The organism is Polymorphospora sp. NPDC050346 (genome assembly GCF_040655695.1).
Classification (GTDB): domain Bacteria; phylum Actinomycetota; class Actinomycetes; order Mycobacteriales; family Micromonosporaceae; genus Polymorphospora; species Polymorphospora lycopeni.
Window position 1 is genome coordinate 34,237 of record NZ_JBFAKM010000038.1, and the last position, 15,848, is coordinate 50,084.

Below are 15,848 nucleotides of genomic sequence, written 5' to 3' on the forward strand. Positions count from 1 at the left end.
GCTGACCAGCCATGATCATTGCACAGCCGTCGTCCTGGCCACGATCCGGGTCTGGCCCGCGACCGCCGGCATTCCCCGCCCGGGCCGGACCAGTCCGGCCATCGCCGTCGTGCCGCGACGGCTCGAACGGTCCGGGCGCGTCGGCGGGGTCGACCTCGCCCACTCAGAATGGACCGATCGGTACGTTGCTGTGCGGAGGATGGTGCGCGGCCCGGTCGTCCCATGCGTTGTCGCCACACCTGGGGCGACGGGCGATTCGTGTGCCCTCGCGGGTGTGCCCTGTCCTGGCGAACGAACCTGTGGTCACCTCTGGGGGGAGGCGTGTCGGGTTCGCGCCAGGCGTCCGTCGTCGCCGGACCCCTGCCGCGCGGGGCGAGGTGATCTTCCCCTCGTTCTTGACTGACTGGACGGTACAATGCACGATGGCTGAGTTCAGACATGGTGTCGTAACACGCTTGTCACGGCACGGGCACAGCAAGGAGTTCGATGCGCAACGTAGTGATCAGGTTGCTCACGATGATCCCGCTCGTGCTTCTCGTCGTGAGCGGGACCTTCTTCCTGTCGCTGGCCTCCAACGTCGACCCGGCGGAAATCATCCTCGGCGGCAACGCGACACAGGAACAGATCGACGCCCTGCGGCAGCAACTCGGACTCGACCGGCCGGCCCTCGAGCAGTACTGGACCTGGCTTGCCGGCCTGCTGCGGGGAGACCTGGGAACCTCCCTCTACACCGGGGCCTCGGTGACCGACCTCTTCCTCGCCGCGCTGCCGGTCACGCTGTCACTGACCGCGGGCGGACTCGTCATCGGCGTCGTGCTCGGCGTCGGGATGGGCCTGCTCGCCTCGGTGGTCGCGGGCACCCGACTCGACCGCGGCATCATCCTCCTCTCCACGGTCGGACAGGCGGCGCCGAGCTTCTTCGTCGGAATGCTCATCATCTACTTCCTGGCCCTGCAACTCGGCTGGTTCCCGGCCACCGGCTACGTCCCCCTGACCGACAGCGTCGGAGGCTGGCTGCACTCCCTGGCCCTGCCGTCGCTCGCGCTCGGTATCGGTGTCGCGGCGGCGCTGTCGCGGCAGGCGCGTTCGAGCATGATCACCGCACTGCAGCGGGACTACACCCGCACCGCGCTCAGCAAGGGGCACTCCCGTCGGCGCGTGGTGTTCAAACACGCCGGACGTAACGCGGCCTCACCCGTGGTGACGTCGATATCGTTCCAGGTCGCCCACCTGCTGGGCGGCGCGATCGTCGTCGAGCGGCTCTTCGCCCTGCCAGGGCTCGGCTCGCTCACGATCGACGCGGTATTGCGCTACGACCCGAACATCATCCAAGCCGTCGTGCTCTTCGCGGTCGTTGTCGTCGTCCTGGTCAACCTCTTGGTCGACGTGTCTTATGTCTGGCTGAACCCGAAGGTGCGGACAACATGAGTGACACAGCCCCCGACGGCCCGCGCCTGCCAGCGGTCGACGTCACCAAGGGGAGCGTGCGATCCAGCCGGTTCCTCGGCCGGCTGCTGCGGCAACGCTCCCTGCTCGTGTGGGCCGCGATAGTCGGGCTCATCGCGCTGAGCGCGGTCCTCGCCCCGCTGCTGTCTCCCTTCGACCCGGACGCCGGCATCCTGGCGGACAGCCACGCCCCGCCGTCGGCGGAGCACTGGCTCGGTGCCGACCGGTACGGACGCGACGCACTCACCCGCGTCCTCTACGGCGGGCAGGTCGCGCTGCTGGCCGCCGTAGAAGCCGTCGCCATCGCCCTCGGCATCGGTGTCCCGGCCGGACTGGTGATCGGATACGTCGGCGGATGGCTCGACCGGATCCTCATGCGGCTCGTGGACGGCGTGATGTCGGTTCCCTTCCTCGTGCTCGCCATCGCGGTGATCGCGGCGGTGGGACCGGGGCTCCGCAACGCGATGGCGGTCGTCGGCATCGTCTACGCGATGTCCGTCCTGCGACTCGTACGCGGCGAGGTCCTCTCCGCGAAGGAGGAACTTTACGTCGACGGGCTGAAGGTCTCCGGTGCCGGCGGCCCACGCATCCTGTTCCGGCACATCCTCACCAACATCGCCCCACCGATCATCGTGCAGGCGACGCTGATGTTCGCGACCGCGATCGTCGCCGAGGCGACCCTGTCCTACCTCGGTCTGGGTGTCACCCAGCCGACGGCCAGTTGGGGATCGATGCTCTCGGAGGCGCAGTCGACGATCCGCCAGAACTTCTTCCTCGCCGTGCCACCCGGGGTGGCGATATTCGTGACGGTCCTCGGGATCAACCAGATCGGGGAAGGACTGCGTGATCTGTTCAGCCGCGAGATCACGGTCGGGCGGCTCGGGCTCAACGTGGTCCGCAAGGCCGCTCCGGTGACCGCCGCGCCCGAGGCGGTCACCGACAAACCCCGGCGGCCGCTCGCGCTGGAGGTCCGCAACCTCAGCGTCTCGTTCCCACAGGCGGGCGGCGACCGCGTCGAGGTCGTACAGAACGTGGATCTTCGACTGCGGCGTGGTGAGCTGCTCTGTCTCGTCGGCGAGTCAGGAAGCGGGAAGAGCGTCACGGCGATGTCGATGCTCGGCCTGGTCTCGCACCCCGGCGTCGTCACCGCGTCCAGCATCCGGCTTGCCGACGAGGAGATCAGCGGCCTGGACTTCAAGGCGATGCGGGCGATCCGGGGCAACCGGATCGGGGTCGTGTTCCAGGATCCGCTCGCCAGCCTGAACCCGACCTTCACCGTCGGCAACCAGATGTGTGAAGCGATCATGGAACATCGTGACGTCTCACGTGGCGAGGCGAGAGCGCTGACCGTCGAACTCTTCGACCGGGTCGGCATTCCGCACCCCGAACAACGCCTCGACGACTATCCGTTCCAGTTCTCCGGCGGCATGGCACAGCGGGTCATGATCGCCATGGCGCTCTGCTGCGATCCGGACGTGCTCGTCGCCGACGAGCCCACCACCGCCCTCGACGTCACCGTGCAGAAGCAGATCCTCGAGCTGCTGGTCGGGCTACGCGACGAGCGGGGACTGTCGATCTTGTTGATCACGCACGATCTCGGCGTGGTCGCCGAGGTGGGGGACACCGTGGCGACGATGTACGCGGGCCAACTGGTCGAGTCGGGGCCGGTCGCCGAGGTCTTCGCCCGGCCGCGGCATCCGTACACCCAGGGCCTGCTCGACTCGATTCCGCGCAACACCGCGACGTCCGGCGCGCTGCCCTCCATCCGCGGGACGGTTCCGCAGCCGGTCGACTGGCCCACGGGCTGTCACTTCGCCGACCGGTGCGACTTCGCCGCCGACGTCTGCCGCAGTTCCCCGATCCCGTTGACCCGCGCCGCCGGGGCCAGCCGGGACGTCCGGTGCGTTCGCGCCGACGAGTTGAGCCTGACCGGCATCGGCGGTCATCAGCCGCAGGCCGCGACGGTTCCGCTGGTGCCGGCCTCCGCGCGGAAGGGACAGGCATGACGACGAAAGGGCAGGCGCCGCCGGAGAACGTGCTCGAGGTCGACGACCTGTGGATCGAGTTCCGGGGTGGACGCCGGCGCGCGTGGTCCAGCCGGTCGGTGGTCCGCGCGGTCTCCGGCGCCAGCCTTCGCCTCGAACGGGGCCGCACCCTCGGGCTGGTCGGCGAGTCAGGATCGGGCAAGACGACGATCGGCCGCGCCGTGCTGCGGTTGAACACGCCGAAGCAGGGGTCGATCACCGCGGCCGGTTTCCGGGTCGACCACTTCCGGGGCGCGCCGCCGGCCGGGTACCGCAGGGCGGTGCAGGCGGTGTTCCAGGATCCCCTGGGATCACTGGACCCTCTGATGGAGGTGCGGCAGATCCTCGCCGAGCCGCTGCGGATCCACTTCGACCTCGATGCCGGACAACGCCGGGCGCGGGTGCGTGAACTGCTGGAGATGGTCGGCCTCAGCTCCGCCCATCTCACCCGCTATCCGTACGAGTTGTCCGGCGGCCAGCGGCAACGGGTCGCCATCGCCAAGGCGCTGGCCGTGGACCCGCAACTGGTCGTGCTCGACGAACCGGTCAGCGCCCTCGACGTCTCGGTGCAGAGTCAGATCATCAACCTGCTGGACGACATCCAGCGCGACCGCGGCATCTCCTACCTCTTCATCGCTCACGACCTGGCCGTGGTCCGGCATGCCAGCCACGAGGTCGCGGTGATGTACCGCGGTCGCATCATGGAGAGCGGCCCGGCCGACCGTGTCTGCGGCTCACCGCGGCACCCCTACACCCGGCTGCTGTTCGACGCCGCCCCGAACCCGGTCCCGCGATCGATGCGTCCCGCCCACCGGGCGCGGCGGTTCGACCTCCCGCTGCCCGAGATCGGCGTCGACCCGACGCCGGCCGGGTGTCCGTTCATCACCCGATGCCCGCTGCGTACCGCCGAGTGCGCCACCGGCTTCCCCACGCCGACACCGGTTCCGGCCGGCGGCGAGATCGCCTGTTTCGCCGCCGACCGCGTGCTGAAGACAACCGAAATCCCCACCGCTCCGACAAAGGACGCCACATGAAGCGGACAGCAGAGTCAATGACAGGAGTACGGGCACGAGTCGCCGGTGGACGCGTCGGGACCGCGGCGGTCGCCGTAGGCCTGGCCCTCGTCCTGGCCGCCTGCAGCGGTAGCAACAACTCGTCGACCGACACCGACGCCGCCGTGCTCGAGCACACGAGCGGCGAGGCGCTCGCCGCGATGGTCAAGACCGACGGGGCGCCGACCGAGCCGACCGGCACCCTGCGCATCGGCTCCTGGATCTCCAACGGATCGTTCGACCCCGTCGCGCTCACCGTCATCCAGGGGCAGAACCTGCACGCGGCCTACGATCCGCTCTTCCAGATCAACGACAGGTACGAGCCGCTGCCGTGGCTGGTGTCGAAGTGGGAGGAGCCGACCCCGACCAGTTCGCGACTCACCCTGCGCGAGGACGTGGTCTTCCACGACGGCACCCCGTTCGACGCCGAGGCGGTCAAGGTCAACCTGGAACGGGCGGCGGCCACCACCACCAGCCCCAACGCCAACATGTACGCCTCGATCGATTCGGTGACCGTCGAGAGCGAGTTCGTGGCGCTGGTCGAGTTCGAGCGCCCGTACCCGGACTTCTACTACAACATGGCCACCCCGGCCGGGATGATGGTCAGCCCCGCCGCCATCGCGCAGGGCAAGGACCTGTCCCGTGAACCGGCCGGGTCGGGCGGCTGGCTCTGGAGGGGTGACGAGTTCGCCGAGGGCTCCAAGCAGGTGTACACGGCGAACCCGGGCTACTGGAACCGGGACGCGGTCAAGGTCTCCAGAGTCGAGATCAACATCTACACCGATCCGGCCGCCCGGCTGAACGCGTACACCAGCGGCCAGATCGACATGATCACGTACGTCCCCGACGCGAACAAGACGCTGGTGGAAACCCAGGGCTCGCGGGTCTTCTCCGACCTGTCCATCGCGACGACCGTCGTCATCCTGGACCGCGCGGGCACCGTGGTGCCGGCGTTCGGCGACCAGCGGGTACGCGAGGCGATCGGGCTGCTGATCGACCGTGACGGCTTCAACGTCGCGGTCCTGGGTCGCAGCGGATACCCCGCCGGCGGCTTCTCGTCCCCGGCCACCCCCTGGTACGACGAGTCCCTCAACCAGCGCGCCCTCGACATCGAACGGGCCAAGGGGTTGCTCACCGAGGCCGGCTACCCCGACGGGTTCAGCTTCCAGTTCCCGAGCACGACCTCGATCGCGCCGGCCGTCGTCGCCGTGCAGCAGATGCTGGCGGCCGGCGGCATCACGATGAACATCGTCGACCTTCCCCCGTCGGAGTACACGGCCGCGCAACGCAAGGGCGAATACCCGGCGTCGTACCTCATCCCGACCGCCGTCGACATCGACCAGTGGTGGACCCGCACCGTCTCCAACAACGGACCGCTCAACCCCTTCAAGCTGACCGACCTGGAGGACCTGGAGAAGCGGTACGTCGACTCCCTCGCCCTGCCGACGGCAGAACGCGCCCCGATCCTCAAGGAACTGCAGGCCGAGGTGATCAACCGGGGTGTCATCTTCCCGCTGAGCCTCCGGTCGCGCATCGCCGCCGCCAAGGAGCAGGTGGTGGCGACCCAGCAACCGGTCCTCGCCCCGGAGGACTGGGCGCTGCGCCCGCACTACCTGTGGCTGACGCAGTAGCCGCACCAGCGTCACGACCCGAGGGCAAGAAAGAGAACGGACGAACCTTGACACTCACCGCGTTCCTGAATCCCCGGTCCATCGCCGTGGTCGGTGCCTCGCAGAAAGCGGACTCTGTCGGCGGGCGGATCATGGGCCAGCTCACCACCAGCTTCGACGGACCGATCTATCCGATCAACCCGAACTACGACACCGTACGCGGCCTGCCCGCCTTCCCCACGATCGGCGCGGTCGGACAACCGGTCGACCTGGTGCTGGCCGCGGCGAGCAGCAAGCTGATCCCGTCCATCCTGCGAGAGAGCACGCAGTCGGGCGCGCAGGGCGCGGTGGTCTACTCGTCGGGCTTCGCCGAGGTCGGCGGAGCCGGCGAGGCACTCCAGGCCGAACTCGACCGCCTCGTCGCCGAGACCGGGCTACGCCTGCTCGGCCCGAACTGCCTCGGCTTCGCCAACTTCCGGCGCGGGTTGACGGCGACCTTCACCCGGGTGCCCTTCGACGTCCGGGACGGAAACATCGCCGTCCTGGCCCAGAGCGGGTCGATGGGCATCGGTACGGCCAGCCTGCTGCGCGCCGACGGCGCCGGCGTGGGCTTCTGGGCTGCCACCGGCAACGAACTCGACGTCTCCACCGGCGAACTGGCCATGGAACTGCTCGCCAGCGACGAAGACGTCCCCGACGTCATCGCCATGGTCGTCGAAGGGGTGAACAACGCCGAGACGGTCATGAAGGCCGGCCGACAGGCGGCCCGGGCGGGCAAGCAGGTCGTGTTGCTGAAGCTGGGGCGCACCGAACGGGGCAGGCAGGCGGCGATCAGCCACACCGCCGCCCTGGCCGGCTCGTACGCGAGCTTCGCGGCGGCGTGCGAGCAGAACGGCATCGTCATGGTCGACACGATCCGGGAACTCGTCGACGTGACCCGGGGCTTCGCCGCCGGTCGCCGGCCGCGCGGCAACCGGGTCGTCGTCATCAGCAGCAGCGGCGGCAACGGCGCGCTGATGGCCGATGCGACCGAGCAGGCCAGGCTCGCGCTGCCACAGCCGAGCGCGCAACTGCGGGCCCGGCTCGCGGAAGTCCTGCCGTCCTTCGGGTCCGCGGGCAACCCGATCGACATCACCGGCAACCTCGTCAACGACCTGCGCCCGGTCGCGGCCGTACTCGAGGAGATCGGCTCCAGCGACGAGTTCGACATCGTCGCGTACGGCACCGTGGCACGCACGCTGCCGGAGACCCACCGCGAAATCCTCCTGCGCGCCGCGCAGGGCACCGACAAGCCGTTCCTGGCCCTGGCCCACCAGCCGGACGTCCTGGCCAGGATGGCGGAACGCGGCCTGACCTGCTTCGCCGACGCCGCCAGCCTGATCGGCGTCGCGGGCAAGCTGGTCCAGGCGCAGGAGGCCGGCGCCTTCCTCGACGTCACCGACGCCCCGGCCGCAGGCGGGGCAACGGTCACCGCCACGACCGGAACGCTGTCGGAGTCCGAGTCGAAGGCGCTGCTCGTGCGCTACGGCGTACCGGTGCCGACCGAGACGGTCGTCGACGAGGAAGACGCGGCGGTGCGTGCCGTGGAGGAGCTTCCGGGACCCGCCGTATTCAAGATCGACGCGGCCTGGCTTCCACACAAGTCCGACGTCGGCGGCGTGATCATCGGTGTGCGGGGGAGGGAGGCGGCGGCGGCCGCCTTCGCCCGCCTCGGCCGGGTGGCGCGACAGCACCGTCCCACCCCCGACGCGCCCTACCGGATCCTCGTGGCCGAACAGGTGCCGCCCGGGATCGAACTCATGCTCGGCCTGACGCGGGACCCCGTGCACGGAGCGGTCGTGACGCTCGCCGCCGGCGGTGTCGCCGCCGAGATCATCGCCGAGTCCCAGGTCTCGGTCGTCCCGTTCAACCGGTCCCGGGCACAGGCCATGGTCGACCGCCTCTGGGGCGGACGACTCGTCAGCCACCACCGGGGGCTCACCGCGGCGGCGCGGGAATCGCTCGTGGACGTCCTCATGGGCGTCCAGCGGCTCGCCCTGGCCGAGCCGACGGTCGCGGAGGCCGACGTGAACCCACTGATCGCGACAGCGGACCGGGTCGTCGCCGTCGACGGCCTCGTGGTGCTCGACGGAGGAGAAGGGTGAACGCGGTGACGACCGGAAGCGGCTACTCGGTATCCGACCGGATCGCCCAGGTGATGCGGATCGACCCCGCCGCCGACGCCCTCGAGTTCAGGGGGCGGTGGGTCACCTGGGGACGGCTGCGGGAACTCGGCGACACGCTGCAGGGCATCCTCGCCGACTTCGGCCTGCCACCGCGGGCCCCGGTCGGCATGCTCATGCGCAACCGTCCGGGTACCGTCGCGGCGATCCTGTCCCTGCTGACACACGAGCAGACCCTGGTCACCGTCTCCAGCCTGCAGCCGGACGCGAAGCTCGCCGCCGAACTGGGCCAACTGCCCGCGACGGTCCTGCTCGCCCACCCCGACGACTGGGCCAGACCCGGGGTACGGGAAGCCGCCGCCGCCGCGGGCTGCCTGGTGATCGCCGTCGACGACACCCGGGTCGAGGTGCTGGAGCCGCTGCGCCGCGACGACGCGGCCGACCTCGCCATGCCGGGCACCGCCATCCTCATGCTCACCAGCGGCACGACCGGGCCACCGAAACGCGTCCCCCTCACGTACGCGGGATTCGACGCCGGCTACGCCGGCGCCTCGCACTACGAGAGCGGTTCGGCGGCGGTGCGGCTGCGCGACAGCGTCGCGATCGTGATGGCACCGCTGGTGCACGTCAGCGGGATCTTCACACTGCTGCTGAACGTTCAGGCCGGACGCAAGATAGCCCTGCTGGAGCGATTCGCGGTCGACGAATGGCTCGAGCTGGTCACCGAACACCGACCGAAGGCCATCACGCTCCCACCGACGGCGCTACGGATGGTGATGGCCGCCGGTGTCGAACCGGAGCGGCTGTCCTTCGCCCGCAGCGTTCTCGTGGGCACCGCACCGATCAGCGTCGAGGACCAGCTCGCCTGGGAGGACCGGTACGGCATCCCCGTCCTGGTCGTCTACGGCGCGACCGAGTTCGCGGGCGGGATCGCCGGCTGGACGCTCGACGACCACCGCCGGTTCGCCGCCACCAAGCGCGGCTCGGTCGGCCGCGCCCACCCGGGCGTCGAGTTGCGGGTCACCGACGAAGTGACACGGGAGCCGCTCGCCGCCAGCGAGGTCGGTCTGCTCGAGGTCAGGGCACCGCAACTGGGCAGGCGCGGGTCGCAGTGGGTACGGACCACCGACCGGGCCCGACTCGACGAGGACGGCTTTCTCTGGATCGTCGGCCGTGCCGACGACGTCATCATCCGCGGCGGATTCAAGGTCTCGGCCGGGACCGTCGCGGAGACCCTCAAGCTTCACCCCGCCGTACGCGACGCCGGCGTCATCGGCCTCGACGACCCGCGGCTCGGTCAGGTCCCCGTGGCCGCGGTCGAGGTCGCGCCGGGGGAGGACGTCGACGAAGAGGCGCTGAAGCGGTTCGCGCGTGAGCGCCTGACTCCCTACCAGGTGCCGGTGCGGATCCACGTGGTCGACGCGCTGCCCCGCACCGCCGCGCTGAAGGCCAGTGGACCGCTGCTGCGCGAACTGCTCGAGCCACTCGCGGCACAGGAGCGCTGAACCATGCGACTGCAGCTCAACGCCCGGGAACGGGAGTTCCGGGAGCGCGCGGCGGACTGGCTGTCGGACAACGTACCGACCCACGACCGCCCGCCATCGGGACAAGGCATGGTCGACTTCGACCGCGCGTGGCAGCGCCGCCAGTACGACGGCGGCTGGGCCGGGGTCTCCTGGCCGGCCGAGTTCGGCGGCGCCGGACTGAGCCTCACCGAGCAGATCCTCTGGTACGAGCAGTGCGCCCAGTTCGACGCCCCGGAGCCCGGGGTGTTCAACATCGCGCTGGGGCACGCCGGCCCCACCCTCATCGTCGAGGGCAGCGACGAGCAGAAACACGACCATCTCGGACCGATCCTGCGCGGCGAGGAGATCTGGGCACAGGGCTTCTCCGAACCCGGTGCCGGCTCCGACCTGGCCAGCCTGCGCATGCGCGCCGTACGCGACGGGGACGACCTGGTCGTCAACGGCTCGAAGATCTGGACGACGAAGGCGTCGGTCAGCAACTGGCAGGAACTTCTCGTCCGGACCGATCCGGAGGCGGCCCGGCACCACGGCCTGTCGTTCCTCATCGTCGCCCTCGACACCCCCGGGATCGAGGTGCGCCCGATCACCACGATGGACGGTGACACACCGTTCGCGGAGGTCTTCTACGACGACGTACGCATCCCGCTCGCCAACGTGGTCGGCCGGATCGGTGACGGCTGGAAGGTCGCGATGACGACCCTCGGCTTCGAGCGCGGCACGATGACGCTCGGCATGGTGATCCGGCTGCTGAAGCTCATCGACCGGGTCAGGGAACTCGCGGCGACCCGGGTCGACCGGCGGGGCCGGGCCATGCTCGCCAACGACGAGGTGGCGGCGGCGATCGCCGACATCGAGGCCGAGGGGGTCGCGCTCTACGCCCTCGCCCTCGCCTTCGTCTCCGAGGTCGTCCGCACCGGGAAGACCGGACCGAAGGGCTCGATGGTGCGGCCGTTCTACGCCGAACTCAGCCAGCGGGTCAAACGCCTGGGCGCGGACCTGCTCGACCGGGAAGGGCTCACGGTCGACGGCTCGGCGGCCGCCGCCGAGTTCGTCCCCTCCTACCTCTACTCGTTCGCCCACACGATCGGGACGGGCACCTCCGAGGTACAACGCAACGTGATCGCCCAACGGGTACTCGGACTGCCGCGCGGCTGAGCCGGAGAACAGGGGACAGGCAATGGATCTGTATCCGTCGGACGAGCAGCGGGAGCTTGCCGCGGCCGTACGCGACGTACTCGCCGGGGCCGTGCCGCCGGACGGCGCGACGGTGAACGGGGACGCCTGGTCGGCCGCGGCCGACCAGGGCTGGTTCGCCCTCGGCCTCGACGAGGCCGACGGCGGCCTCGGTGGGACGCTGGCCGACGAGGCGCAGGTCTTCGCGCAGATCGGCGCCGCCGCTGCCGCCGGACCGTTCCTCGCCACGAATCTCGCCGCCAGGGTCGCCACCACCGTCGGTGACCGCGCACTCGCCGAGGGGTTGGTGTCCGGGGTGCTCCGGGCAGCCCACGCGTTCGGCCCCCACGACGGCACCGATCGGGTCACCGCCTTCGACGCCCGTGGTGCGGCCGTGCTGCTCCTCGTCGACGAGCAACGGTCCCGGCTGCGTCTGTGCCGGCTGGCGGACCGGGACATCGTCGACGATCTCTCCCCGATGGACCCGGCGGTCACCGTGGCCAGGATCAGCCTGGACCGTGCCGAGGTGCTCGCCGAGATCACCGGAGCCAGGGCCGGAGCCGTCCTCGTACGCGCGTCCGTCCTGGTCGCCGCGATGCTGTCCGGGGTGGCGACGGCCGCCACCTCGATGTCGGTCGAGTACGCCAAGATCAGAGAGCAGTTCGGCCGGCCGATCGGCGCGTTCCAGGCGATCTCCCACCGCTGCGCGGAGATGGCGATCCGCTCGAACGCGGCGTCGGCGGTCGTCGACCTCGCCGCCGTCAGCGTCGACGAGGAACACCCGGACGCGCGGCGCCGGGTGGCGGCCGCCCGACGGTTCACCGAGTCGTCCGCGTTGGAGAACGCCCGGGTGAACATCCAGAACCACGGGGCGATCGGCTTCACCTGGGAGCACGGCGCTCACCGGCTGCTCAAGCGTGCGCGGTTTCTCGGGCTGGGTATCCAGCCCCGTGAGGCGCAGACCGAGGTGCTCGTCGGCGCCGGCTGACCTTCGCCACCCCTGGGTTCGCGTGTCCGGACGCGGCTGAGGGCAGAAAGTAAGTCAAGCCTTACTTTCGGTCTTCTTCCTTCGCATACTGCGATGACTGGCGGGGGAGGAGACATCGCGTATGCGGGTGGGCGGCGGCGGGACCGAGCGTGTTGATCGACAGGTCAGGCTCGAGCGTCGGTTGGTCGATGCGATGTATGCCCGGCTCGACTCCGCGGTCGCTGATGGACTCGCGGCGCGCGATCGGGTGCTCGCCGCCCCGGTCGAGGATGCACAGGACCTGTATGTGCGCGATGTCGAGATCGCCCGGCTGACACGTACCGTGCACGAACTGCGGGCGGCGGAGCGTTCGCTGTGCTTCGGGCGCATCGACAGTGCGGCGGGCACGTCCGCGCACATCGGTCGGATCGGGCTTCGCTCCCAGGACGGCGCCCTGCTGTTGCTGGACTGGCGCGCTGAAGCCGCGCGTCCGTTCTATGCGGCGACAGCGGCATCCCCGCTGGGGTTGCGGCGTCGCCGACACCTACGACTCGACGGCCGCAAGGTTGTGGATGTCAGCGACGAGATTCTCGATGGTTCATCGCCCACGCCCGTGGATGTCGTCGGAGATGGCCCTCTCATCGCCACGCTGGGCAGCGCACGGACCGGTCGGATGCGCGAGGCGGTGGCGACGCTCCAGGCCGAGCAGGATGCGATCGTCAGGTCACCGCACAGTGGTGTCAGCGTTGTGGACGGCGGTCCTGGAACCGGGAAGACGATCGTGGCGCTGCATCGCGCCGCGTATGTGCTCCATGCCTTCCCGGCTCTCGCCAAACGCGGCGTGCTCCTGTTCGGCCCGAATCGGCGGTTCCTCGACTACATCTCCGACGTGCTGCCCTCACTCGGCGAGAACGACGTGCAGATGGCGACCATCGCTGATCTGACCGGCGTCGAGCCGTCCTCGATCGAGTCCGATGCCGCCGCGCTGGTGATAGGGCAAGCGCAGGTGGCCGTGGCGCTTGCCCGGTGGGTGCGGAACCACCAGCCGCGCGGCGTGCCCCTCGACATCCGGGTCGGACAGGAAACGCTCGTGCTGGACCCGGAGACGGTGGACGACGCCCACCGCCACGCAACTCAGGGCGGGCTCGCCCACAACCCTGCCCGCGAACTGTTCAAGGAGCACCTGGTCGACGACCTGGTGAACCTGCTGGAGAGGCGCACGACCGAGACGCTCACCGAGATGGACGACGACGTGGCGACCTCGCTGGGCATAGACCTCGACCGGGCCGTCGCCGAGGACCTTCGCGCAATCGGCCTCGATGACACCGTCGCGACCACCGGTGATGCGGAAATCGACTGGGAAGGCGTTCGCGACGGACTCCTCGACGACCCGGGAGTCGACCTCGCCGTCGAGCGGGTGTGGCCGCGTCTTCGCGCGGCAGACGCGCTGCAGGGGCTTCTCGGCGACCGCGCCGCGCTCACCGCTTTGCTGCCGGCCCTGTCCGGCGACGAGATCGCGGTCCTGGCTCGTTCCCGTGCCGGGGGAAACACCAGTTCTGATCTCGCGTTGTTGGACGAGGCGCGGGCGCTGATCGACGGTCCTCCGGAGCAGTTGTACGGGCACATCGTGGTCGATGAAGCGCAGGAGCTCTCCGAGATGCAGTGGCGGATGCTGATGCGCCGCTGCCCGACCCGTTCCATGACCGTCGTCGGCGACTTCGCCCAGGCGGGATCGGCGACAACCATCCGGTCCTGGACGGAGGCCGTGGGGCCGTTCATCGGAGAACGATTCGCGCACCACACGCTCACGGTCAACTACCGCACCACCGCCGAGATACTGCACGCCACCACCGCCCTGCTGGCCCGGATCGCCCCGGAACAGCAGCCCTCACGCTCGATACGGCACGGCGAACACCCGCGCACCCTCCTCGTCACCGACGCCCGCCTGGACGCGGCCCTCCGCGAACTGGTCGAGCAGGCAGCCGCCGCGCACCCGGGCGAACTGATCGGCATCATCGGGCCGTCGGATCGCGTCGCTCGGCTCACGACAGCGCTCGACGGGACCGGCGCCGTGACCGTCGCCGCTGCGGAGGCGCGAGGACTGGAGTTCGACACCGTGTTCGTCATCGACCCGGCAGCGATCGAAGATGCCCGCACCGGCGGTGCCCGCGACCTCTACGTCGCCCGGACCCGCGCCACCAAACGCGTCATGACAATCGAACTCTCATCCGACCCGTAGGATTCCGCCCGGGTTCGGGTCGTCGGCTGCGTCGACTCGCGCCGCCCGTCCAGGGCCTACTATCGCCCCTTCCAGACCGGGCTGCGTTTCTCCGCGAACGCCGTCGCCCCCTCCCTGGCATCCTGCGAGGCGAACACGACCTCGCTCAGGCCCCGCTGCCGCTCGAACGCCTCGGACAGCGGCCAGTCGGCCGACCCGGTCGCGATCGACTTGGAGGCGGCGACCGACAGGGGAGCGTTCGCCGAGATCCGCCGGGCGAGGTCGTACGCGGCGTCGAGGGCCTGTCCGTCGGCGACGACCGCGTTCAGCAGCCCCAGACCGCTTGCCCGCTCGGCGGAGATCGGGTCGCCGGTCAGTAGCATCTCCAACGCGATCGCCTGCGGCAGGCGGCGGGGAAGCCGGAACATCCCGCCGCCCCTGGCGAGCAGTCCCCGTTTGACCTCGGGCAGACCGAAGCGGGCCGAGGCGCCGGCGGTCACCAGATCGCAGGCGAGGACCATCTCGAAGCCGCCGCCGAGAGCCCAGCCCTCCACGGCGGCGATGATCGGCTTGGTCGGCGGCGCCTCGACGAGCCCGGCGAACCCGCGCTCGGCGGTCGCGGCACGCTCGCCGGCGGCGAAGCGCTTGAGGTCCATTCCGGCGCAGAAGTGGCCGCCACGGCCGGTGAGGATCGCGACGCGAAGGCCAGGTTCGGCGTCCAGCCGGGTGAGGGCGTCAGCTATCGCCCTGGCCGCGCTCCTGGTCATCGCGTTACGTTGCCGTGGACGGTTGATCTCCAGGAGCAGGATGCCGTCGTGTTCGGAGGTGACCACCTCCGGTTCGGGGTTCGCGTCGGGTTCGTCGCTCACCGGGGCGCCATCCTGATCGCGCCGTCCAGCCGGATCGTCTCGCCGTTGAGATACCCGTTCTGCAACAGGGTGACCGCCAGAGCGGCGTAGTCGTCCGGGTCACCCAGCCGCTTCGGATGCGGCACGGTCGCGGCGAGACCCTGGCGGATGTCGTCGCGCAGGCGGGCGAGCATCGGTGTGTCGAAGATGCCGGGCGCGATGGTGTTCACGCGGATCGCCCAGCTGGCCAGGTCCCGTGCCGCGACGATGGTCATCGCGTGGACGGCACCCTTCGAGGCGGAGTAGGAGGTCTGGCCGATCTGTCCTTCGAACGCCGCGGCGGACGCCGTCAGGACGATGGCGCCACGGTCGCCGTCCTCGATGCTGTTGCCGCTCATGCGGGCCGCGGACAGACGCAGCACGTTGTATGTCCCGATCAGATTGACCTCGAGGACGTCGCGGAAGCTTTTCAGCGGAGCCGGCTGGCGTTCCTTGTCGATGATGCGCAGGCGGTCACCGCCGCGGCCGGCACAGTGGACGACCGCACGCAGGACGCCCATTTCCTGTGCGGCGTCGAGCGGGGAGCGCAGGGAGTCCTCGTTGGTGATGTCGGCGGCCGCGAAGCGTGCGTTCGGACCCAGGCGCTCGGCGACGGCGGGGCCGTCGGAGCTCGCGAGGTCGGTGATCACGACCTTGGCGCCGGCCTCGACGAGTGCGGCGGCGGTGGCGGCGCCGAGCCCGGACGCCCCGCCGGTGACCAGCGCTGAAGCGCCGTTGAGGTTCATGGTTCTCCTGTGGTCGGTCCGCGACGCGGACGCGTTC

General features: G+C 70.1%; 11 protein-coding genes. 9 read left to right on the forward strand and 2 right to left on the reverse strand.

Features of this window, described 5'->3' with window-relative positions; translation table 11 throughout:
* The first annotated feature begins 486 nt into the window (after positions 1-486).
* The 9 genes from AB0I42_RS29770 to AB0I42_RS29810 all read left to right on the forward strand — a co-directional run bounded on the left by AB0I42_RS29770 (position 487) and on the right by AB0I42_RS29810 (position 14,199).
* On the forward strand, positions 487-1,428 hold the full coding sequence (locus tag AB0I42_RS29770) for an ABC transporter permease (protein WP_357542411.1): 942 nt from the start codon (positions 487-489) through the stop codon (positions 1,426-1,428).
* The gene (locus AB0I42_RS29775; RefSeq protein WP_357542413.1) at positions 1,425-3,452 is read left to right on the forward strand and encodes a dipeptide/oligopeptide/nickel ABC transporter permease/ATP-binding protein; all 2,028 of its coding nucleotides are present in this window, start codon (positions 1,425-1,427) and stop codon (positions 3,450-3,452) included. Before AB0I42_RS29770 ends, AB0I42_RS29775 begins: the two co-directional genes overlap by 4 nt.
* Positions 3,449-4,504 (forward strand): oligopeptide/dipeptide ABC transporter ATP-binding protein, encoded by a 1,056-nt coding sequence (locus AB0I42_RS29780; protein ID WP_357542415.1) that lies wholly within the window; start codon positions 3,449-3,451, stop codon positions 4,502-4,504. Before AB0I42_RS29775 ends, AB0I42_RS29780 begins: the two co-directional genes overlap by 4 nt.
* A gap of 17 nt (positions 4,505-4,521) precedes the next feature.
* Positions 4,522-6,153 (forward strand): ABC transporter substrate-binding protein, encoded by a 1,632-nt coding sequence (locus AB0I42_RS29785; RefSeq protein WP_357542417.1) that lies wholly within the window; start codon positions 4,522-4,524, stop codon positions 6,151-6,153.
* A gap of 47 nt (positions 6,154-6,200) precedes the next feature.
* Complete coding sequence (locus AB0I42_RS29790; protein WP_357542419.1) at positions 6,201-8,276, forward strand: acetate--CoA ligase family protein; 2,076 nt, start codon at positions 6,201-6,203, stop codon at positions 8,274-8,276.
* 5 nt (positions 8,277-8,281) lie between these two features.
* Positions 8,282-9,799: a fatty acid--CoA ligase family protein gene (locus tag AB0I42_RS29795; RefSeq protein ID WP_357542421.1), complete on the forward strand. Its 1,518-nt coding sequence runs from the start codon at positions 8,282-8,284 to the stop codon at positions 9,797-9,799.
* A 3-nt stretch (positions 9,800-9,802) separates the two neighbouring features.
* Positions 9,803-10,975 (forward strand): acyl-CoA dehydrogenase family protein, encoded by a 1,173-nt coding sequence (locus AB0I42_RS29800; protein WP_357542423.1) that lies wholly within the window; start codon positions 9,803-9,805, stop codon positions 10,973-10,975.
* Positions 10,976-10,997: 22 nt separating this feature from the next.
* Complete coding sequence (locus tag AB0I42_RS29805) at positions 10,998-11,981, forward strand: acyl-CoA dehydrogenase family protein (RefSeq protein ID WP_357542425.1); 984 nt, start codon at positions 10,998-11,000, stop codon at positions 11,979-11,981.
* A 121-nt stretch (positions 11,982-12,102) separates the two neighbouring features.
* On the forward strand, positions 12,103-14,199 hold the full coding sequence (locus AB0I42_RS29810) for an ATP-dependent DNA helicase (protein WP_357542427.1): 2,097 nt from the start codon (positions 12,103-12,105) through the stop codon (positions 14,197-14,199).
* A 59-nt stretch (positions 14,200-14,258) separates the two neighbouring features.
* On the opposite strand, the gene AB0I42_RS29815 is transcribed toward AB0I42_RS29810, so the two are convergent.
* Entirely contained in the window at positions 14,259-15,047 is a 789-nt protein-coding gene (locus tag AB0I42_RS29815; protein WP_357542429.1) for a crotonase/enoyl-CoA hydratase family protein, read from the reverse strand.
* Entirely contained in the window at positions 15,044-15,811 is a 768-nt protein-coding gene (locus AB0I42_RS29820; protein ID WP_357542431.1) for an SDR family NAD(P)-dependent oxidoreductase, read from the reverse strand. The genes AB0I42_RS29815 and AB0I42_RS29820 overlap by 4 nt, the downstream gene beginning before the upstream one ends.
* Between the last annotated feature and the right edge of the window lie 37 nt (positions 15,812-15,848).